This is a genomic window from Spirosoma soli (assembly GCF_042684525.1).
In the GTDB taxonomy this organism is placed as follows: domain Bacteria; phylum Bacteroidota; class Bacteroidia; order Cytophagales; family Spirosomataceae; genus Spirosoma; species Spirosoma soli.
In genome coordinates this window covers 405,384-413,226 of record NZ_JBHULN010000004.1, presented here as the reverse complement: position 1 = coordinate 413,226, position 7,843 = coordinate 405,384, and the positions used below count along the sequence as shown (strand labels likewise).

Genomic DNA, 7,843 nt, shown 5'->3' with positions numbered 1-7,843 from the left:
AATTGCAATCACTTTTTCAGACATAGCCAGAGCAGGTTATCGTTGTTTTCGCAGCTCAAAGGTACGCCTGCTCTGAGCTATGTCTTTTTTGTGATCGTATCAACTGCCTTTCATGCAACTTAGATTACTTAATAGCACTTAGCCAGAACGTTATCAACTACAACAGACCCCTAAACATTGATACCCATCTTCTGGCTTGACCATCAAAAATATACTTGTTTACTCCACAATGTAATGTGTTGACTAAGTTTCAGGCTGATTGATGATAGATACTTATTTACTGGTAAGATTTTTAGGTTTATGATGATATCTGACATAAAATCATCCTGTTATGACCACTGATAACCAATGGCATACATACAATAAAAGCTTATTGCAGTCAGCGGCCTATCTGATTGACTGAGTCAAAGCTCAACTAATCAGATAGGCCTCATGGTTAGACAAAATCTAAGTCGTTTCAAGCGCCCTTCGACGGAAACTTTTCGAATACTTTACCGACGGCATCTTCGATCTGCTGGGGCGTAACACCACGCCGGTTCAACACGCTCGATACAGCCACATCCCATACCAGCGCATTCCGCTGAGCGTCAACTACGTGTAAGTTTACCGTTCCCTCTTTATAGGTAGCGACGGGTACCTCCTGACTGCGCCACGAGTAACGCCGTTGACCAATGTACAGGGGCGCTTCGTAGATCGTGGTTGGGCGCGTCTGGGTCTTTTCTTTTACTACAGCGCCCAAGTTGACCAGCAAATCGGGATTATCCTTGGTTTGCTGATAGCCACGGGCCGCCATCTGGGCCACAACAGCCTGCTTGACCTGCTCCATAACCGCCTGATACGTATCGCGCGGTGTCGACTCAATGCGGTTTGTATCGACAAAGGCAAAAGTTCGATAAGACGACCAGGCTGCGGCATTGTCAACCTGATTTTGTACGATGCGGTATGGCGAACAGCCAACCAGTACCACTCCTAACAGAAGTAAGGTTACTAATAAACTTTTCATAACGTTTCTAGCGACTACTTATTCAACCAGAAAAACGCCATTTTGTCACAGATTTGCTCAAATCCCTGCGCCAAAGGCCTAATCGTCAAGTTCAGCAGCCCGAAAACAACTTCGGCAGATGGGAGTTCATAAAGCGGTATACTATTCATTAATCGCTCAATTGTTATGAACACAGAAACAGGAAAAACCGCCCTTATTACCGGAGCCTCCAGTGGCATTGGTCAGGAATTAGCTAAACTATTTGCCCAGGATGGTTATAATTTAGTGCTGGTCGCCCGCAGCGACGACACCCTGAACCGGCTGGCTGACGTTTTCAGGAGTAATTACGGTACCCAGCAGATTACCGTAATTGGCAAAGACCTCTCGCAGGAAAACTCGGCCCAGGAAGTATACGACGAAGTGAAACGCCAGGGTATCACCGTCAATTATTTGGTCAATGACGCTGGCCTTAGTACCTATGGTAAGTTTGCCACCGAAACCGATTGGGAAAAAGAAACTGAACTCATTCACCTCAACGTCGTCACGTTCACGCACCTGACGAAGCTGTTTCTGAAAGACATGGTAGCTCGGAACGAAGGGCGTGTTCTTAACCTGTCTTCGTTGGTCGCCGTTGTGCCTTTTCCGTTGCAAACAGTCTATGCTGCTACGAAGGCTTACATCTACTCGTTCACCCTGTCGATGAACAACGAACTCAAGGACACGAACGTAACGATGACGGCCCTGATGCCGAACGCAACCGATACCGACTTCTTTAACAAGGCCGGGGCTGCCGATACGGTCATAACCGACAGTTTGCAGGACCCTGTCATGGTGGCTCGCGATGGCTACAAGGCCTTCCTGAAAGGGGAGTCGAAAGTGATACCGGGTGGCGCGAAGAATAAGATGTACGAAATCATGGGCTACGTAGCACCGCCCGAGATGACCGGCGCTATGATGCGCTATAACAACGAACGTAAAGACAGCGAAGCCGTTAAAAAACAGCAAAAAACCATCGCCTGGACCATTGGCGTAGCAGCGGGCGTAGTTGTTAGTGTAGCGGCCCTACTGGCGGCCTACAACAACACCAATGCAATTGATCGGGCACGTTACCGCTACAAAGCTAAATCGGCCGGGCGGTCGGCGAAAAACGCACTGGCCTCAGTAACCGACTCGCTGAACGGCACGTATCATGACGTGAAATCGAAAGTCGAGGAAGCGTTGGCGTGAGTCGATTTGCGTCCGGAACTCTAAAAAGCCGTTTGAGTAAGCCAAGTTGAGCATAGTCTTAGACTCTGCTCGGGCGTTATCCGGTCTCTGACCGGTGTTATCTGTGACCACAGCATATTGACGTTCCGTTCTAGTTAAAGATGGAACCGGTCAGAGATGGCACCGGTCACCCGGCGGATAACACTAGAGCGAAGTTTCAAACTTCGCTCAACAGTACTCACCTATACAGACTCTGTTTTCACAACTCCCATGAAAAACTCATCATTCTGGCGAATTGCCACCGCCGTATTTGCGGTTGGTAGTATCATCTATACAACGACATCCAGCCGACGCTCGCGCCAACAAAATCGTGAGCAGATCCAGGACGAATCGGCGCCTGAGTACGACGTGCCGGTTGAGTATCAGAAAGTATTTGACAATAATTTAATTATTCCATCGGGCTGGTCGTTCGCCGTCGTCTGGTCAACAGTTTACTCAGGATTGGGTGCTTTGCTGGTGCATCAGGCTTTACGTTCTCAGTCAAATAACCCACGCTACGAAAAGGCTATTCCGTGGTGGTTGGCTAGCTGGACACTCAACGCCGTCTTTGGACGCTTCTTCTCGCAAAATGACGCCCGCAGTGTGGTCATCTCGGATCTGACGACGAAGCTAAACCTGCCCGTTGCCCTGGGCCTTCACCAGAGTCTGGAAATTGGCCAAACGGACGTACCAGCCCCCGAAACGTATCTACGCATTCCGGTCAGTCTCTATGCAGGCTGGCTGACGGCGGCAACGGTGGTAGGCACGCCCGATACGTTGCTGACCCTGGGCGTATGGGAGCGCAACGACGAACGCGATGTTCCCCTGGCTACGGGTATTTTGGGGGCAACAGCGGCTGCTGGTTATGTCATAGCCCGGCGCCTGAATGACCCGTGGTATATGGTTCCTTTTGTGGCTGGCTTCGGTGGTATTGCTACCCGACAGTGGACCAAGCATCCGGTTGTAGGCTGGACAGCGGCCGGGTTAGCTGCAGCTTACGTAGGTTTGCTGGCGTACTGGCTTCCTAAAGGTAAATTTCAGGATATGAAGCCTGCGGTCGAAGACATTGAAGCAGAACTATTAACTGCACCCACAGAAACAAAAGAGCCTCGTCAGGCAGCCATTGCCCGCGAGCGGACCGTCGAGATAGATTAACGACACCAAAATTCAATGTACGGCGCACTTCTACATAGTGCGCTTTTTTTATGGCTAAGTTGCAACAAAACCTTACCAGTACGGTCACCAATAAGTTAAGTATAAATACTCATCATTAGTACACTAATTAAGTACAGAGCGTAAACTGCCTTATTTATTAAAATATTTTACTCGTATCATCAGCTCTATTTTCTTCAAAAAGCCGAAAAAACTTTTTCGCCGAATTTAACACATTTATCCCTGTAGATAACCTTGTACCGTTTTTTTACAATTAATTATAAATTGATATATATCCCTAAAAATTTTTTGGTACTATTTGGAGAATCGAAATTACTTATCTATAATTGTGTCGTTAACACACTATTAATGTGTTAAGCAAACGCGATCTCCCTATTCACCTAAGCCTATTTGCCTATGAGGGTGCACTACAAACATACCTCCAGAATACTTCTTGCGCTGGATTGCATCATCTTCGGATTTGATGGCGAGGAATTGAATTTACTGTTGATAAAAAGGAATTTCGAGCCTGAATACGGCAAATGGTCGCTCATGGGAGGCTTCTTAGGAGAACAAGAGGACTTGGAGGAAGCTTCCCGACGAATTTTGTACAATTTAACCGGCCTTGACAGTAATTACTTAGAACAGTTTCAAACATTTGGAGCGGTTGACCGCGATCCTGTCGAGCGGACGGTGTCGGTCTCTTACTACGCATTAGTGAACATTGAGGAGCAGGACGGGAACGCGATTCGGGCCCACAATGCCTCCTGGATTAGTTTAAAAAACAGGCCCGCTCTCATCTTCGACCATGATTCGATAGTCGATGCGGCTCTCCAGCGGTTGCGGTATAAAGCGGCCCTGCACCCGCTTGGCTTTGAGCTACTCCCGGAAAAATTCACAATTCCGCAGCTTCAGAAGTTATACGAAGCTATTTATGACACCAGTCTTGATCGCCGAAATTTTAGCCGAAAAATTTTGTCCACCGGATTGCTACAAAGCACAGGCGAGAAAGACGCGAACTCAGTAACCAAAAAAGCCCAGCTGTTTACTCTCAATACCGAAGAGTACTTAAAGTTCCAGAACGGCTTCTTCAACTTCCTGCCTGAGTTAACGTTAGCTGAATCCATTTAACGCGATCCAGATCTTCTTTTACGCGGAGTCCTGTCGTCAACCCTTAACTACGGATGCGTATGTAACACCTGGTAAACGTCATCACTGACGGTATCACTGTCAGCCTCATTAATTCCAAATCATTTCCCCTTAATCGAGAAACGCCCTGAAAAGGGTGTCAGGGACGTTTTTGTCCAAAAATTCCAGCAAACACATGAAAAAACATCGACAATCAGCTAAACGTATTCGGGCTATGGCCGGTATAACGTTAATACCTCTGGCGCTTTCGGTGCCGCCATCGCTTTGTGCCGCACCGCTACCTGAGAATGGATTTATATTTTCTGCACGACCAGGCAACGTACTAGCTGCCGAAGTTACCGTTTCGGGGACCGTCAAAGACGAAGCCGGAGCCGCGCTTCCCGGCGTGAACGTACTGCTGAAAGGTACCTCACGGGGGGCAACCACCGATGCCAAAGGACAGTTCAGTATCACCGTACCGGACGCTAAGTCAACCCTGATTTTCAGCTTCGTAGGTTATCAATCGCAGGAAGTTGTCGTCGGCTCGTCCAGCCAGATTACTATTACGCTGGTTGCTGATAATAAGACGCTCAACGAGGTCGTCGTGGTCGGTTATGGCACGCAAAAAGTGAAAGACCTGACGGGGTCGGTAGGCATTGTAAAAGTGGACGATGCCCGCAAAACGGCATCGTATGACATTGCCAAGCAACTACAAGGGCAGGTAGCCGGCGTAACGGTGCAAAGTTCCGGCGAACCGGGCGGGTTTGTGCAGATCAAAATTCGCGGAATTAGCTCGTTTGGTAACAACGGGCCACTTTTCGTCATCGATGGCGTCCCCGTCAACGATCCATTCGACTTTTCACCGGATGATGTCGAGTCGATCCAGGTCCTGAAAGATGCGTCGGCGGGAGCGATTTACGGATCACGCGCGGCTACTGGTGTCGTTATCATCACGACGAAGAAAGGCAAAGCAGGACCGCTGAAGGTAGATTATAATGGCTACGCTGGCTCCAACAAGATTTACCGTAGCATTCCCGTACTCGACCGCGTGGGCTATCAGACCGTAGTGCGGGCGGCCGAAACCAACGCAGGGCTGAGCCTTGCCCCCGGTAATGACCCGGCTAACCCGGCATTCATCAGCAACGTTAATACCGACTGGCAGAAAGTAGGCTTAAAGACGGGCTACATTCAAGATCATAACCTTAACTTTTCGGGCGGTACCGAAGCCTTGCGGGGAAGCGTTGGCTTAGGTTATTTCGATCAAAGCAGTACAGTGACCGGCCCCCAGAACTACACCCGTTACTCACTGAATACCAACCTCGTCGGCAAGAAAGGCATCTTCAACTTTGGCGCGAAGATCGCTTACACCAATTCCGAAAAAATTGGGGCAGAAAGTACCCGTGACCATGCCGTATTCGGCGGAGCCGTAACCAACCTGCTCACGGCCATCCCGACTATGCCCGTGTACGACCCGAATCGGTTAGGCGGCTTCGGCGGTAGCGACAACATCACCCAGCGAGCGATTACGCTGAATGTAGTGGGCATGAATTCACTCCTTCGAGGAGCCGAGAAACGTAACCGCCTGCTGACCAATGTCTGGGGCGAAGCCGAGATTCTGAAGAACCTCAAATACCGGCTTAACCTCAGCTACGACAATACGAACTCCAATTACCAGTACTTCGAGCCGAAATACGATCTGGGGTTCTATTATCTGCAGGCCATTGCCATATACAATCAGAACGTAACCCAGAACTCCATTGGCCTGGCCGAGAATACGCTTACGTATCTGCATGAGTTTGGCAAACACAAACTCGACTTCCTGGCGGGTTATACGTATCAAAAAGGGGTGTTTGAAGGCGTATACGGTAGTCTGCGCGGCCTGACCGAACCCTATATTAAAACCTTAGGCGCTGGTATCGAAGAAAGCGGCTCCCGAACCGTGACCGGTACGCAGTTTAACTCGACGCTGATTTCAACGCTGGCCCGGGTAAATTACAACTTCGCCGACAAGTACCTGCTGACGGTTAACTTCCGACGCGATGGTTCGTCGCGGTTCAGCCCCGACTATCGGTTTGGTAATTTTGGGTCAGTAGCCGCAGCCTGGAACATCCACAACGATATAAAACTACCCGAAATCTTCACGACGCTGAAACTGCGCGGGGGGTACGGGACCCTGGGGAACCAGAACATCGGTGATTACCTGTTCGATTCGTACATTAACACCAACGCGGGTTACGTCTTCAACAACGTTTTGGTGCCCGGCGCAACGCGGACGCAGGTGGTCGACCCGAACATTAAATGGGAGTCGAAGCGAACAACGAATGTAGCCATCGATATGGGCTTGCTGCAGGATCGGTTGTCGTTTACGGCCGAGTATTTCGATAACCGCGCCTACGACATGCTGGCCCCTGTCCCAATTCCGTATTCAGTAGGAGCTACCAACGCCACCATTACCACTAACGCGGCCTCCGTTCGGAACTACGGTATTGAATTTACCGGGGCCTACCGCAAGCGTTCGGGCGATTTCCAGTACGAGATTTCAGGTAATGTTCACACGCTGACCAACAGGGTGCTGGAGCTGGGCGGTAACAATAACCCAATCTACGGGGCTGCCAGTAAAACAGAAGTGGGCCATTCGGTGGGTGAGATTTTCGGCTACCGCACGGAAGGCATCTTCCAGACGGCCGAGGAGGTAAAAAACCACGCAACGCAACCTAATGCGGCTCCCGGCGACATCAAGTTCGTGGATACGAACGGGGATAAGCAAATCAGTGCAACGGACCGCGTGTATCTCGGATCAGCCATTCCAAAGGTGTATTTTGGCGCGAACTTCAATGCTTCTTACCGCAACTTCGATTTATCGTTTTTCGTGCAGGGCAATGCCGGTAACAAAGTGTACAACGGCATCTACCGGGATCTGATGAACCTGCAATACGGTAACGCCAGCGTTGACGCGCTGAATTTCTGGACTCCAACCAACACCAACACGAACGTACCGCGCCCAATCATTGGTGATCCCAACACCAACAACCGCGATTCGGACCGATTCGTAGAAAGTGGCTCGTATGCCCGGCTACAAAACGCGCAGATCGGCTACACATTGCCGGCATCGGCGCTGGCCAAAATTAAAGGCATTAGCCGCCTTCGGGCCTACGTGTCCGGCCAGAACGTGTTCCTGATCACGAAATACCGGGGTCTGGACCCTGACTTCAACAGCGACGGACTTTTCAGCCGGGGTTTTGACTGGGGCTCTTACCCCAATCCCCGCTCGATTCTTATTGGCTTGCAAATCGGACTGTAATCGCTCACCCTTATCAGGCTGCCGAAGCGGCACTT

5 protein-coding genes are annotated in these 7,843 nt (G+C 49.9%); 4 read left to right on the top strand and 1 reads right to left on the bottom strand.

The features are described 5' to 3' along the window. Positions 1–457 precede the first annotated feature (457 nt). Positions 458–1,003: a DUF4136 domain-containing protein gene (locus ACFSUS_RS09520; RefSeq protein WP_381521903.1), complete on the bottom strand. Its 546-nt coding sequence runs from the start codon at positions 1,001–1,003 to the stop codon at positions 458–460. Positions 1,004–1,168: 165 nt separating this feature from the next. Between ACFSUS_RS09520 and ACFSUS_RS09515 the strand changes: the two genes are divergently transcribed. The 4 genes from ACFSUS_RS09515 (at position 1,169) to ACFSUS_RS09500 (ending at position 7,808) form a co-directional block, all read left to right on the top strand. Next, complete coding sequence (locus ACFSUS_RS09515; RefSeq protein ID WP_381521900.1) at positions 1,169–2,209, top strand: SDR family NAD(P)-dependent oxidoreductase; 1,041 nt, start codon at positions 1,169–1,171, stop codon at positions 2,207–2,209. Positions 2,210–2,458: 249 nt separating this feature from the next. Beyond that, the gene (locus ACFSUS_RS09510) at positions 2,459–3,382 is read left to right on the top strand and encodes a tryptophan-rich sensory protein (protein ID WP_381521898.1); all 924 of its coding nucleotides are present in this window, start codon (positions 2,459–2,461) and stop codon (positions 3,380–3,382) included. Between the two features lie 414 nt (positions 3,383–3,796). Continuing rightward, positions 3,797–4,510: an NUDIX hydrolase gene (locus tag ACFSUS_RS09505; protein WP_381521896.1), complete on the top strand. Its 714-nt coding sequence runs from the start codon at positions 3,797–3,799 to the stop codon at positions 4,508–4,510. Positions 4,511–4,703: 193 nt separating this feature from the next. Beyond that, positions 4,704–7,808 (top strand): SusC/RagA family TonB-linked outer membrane protein, encoded by a 3,105-nt coding sequence (locus ACFSUS_RS09500; RefSeq protein ID WP_381521894.1) that lies wholly within the window; start codon positions 4,704–4,706, stop codon positions 7,806–7,808. Positions 7,809–7,843: the final 35 nt, after the last annotated feature.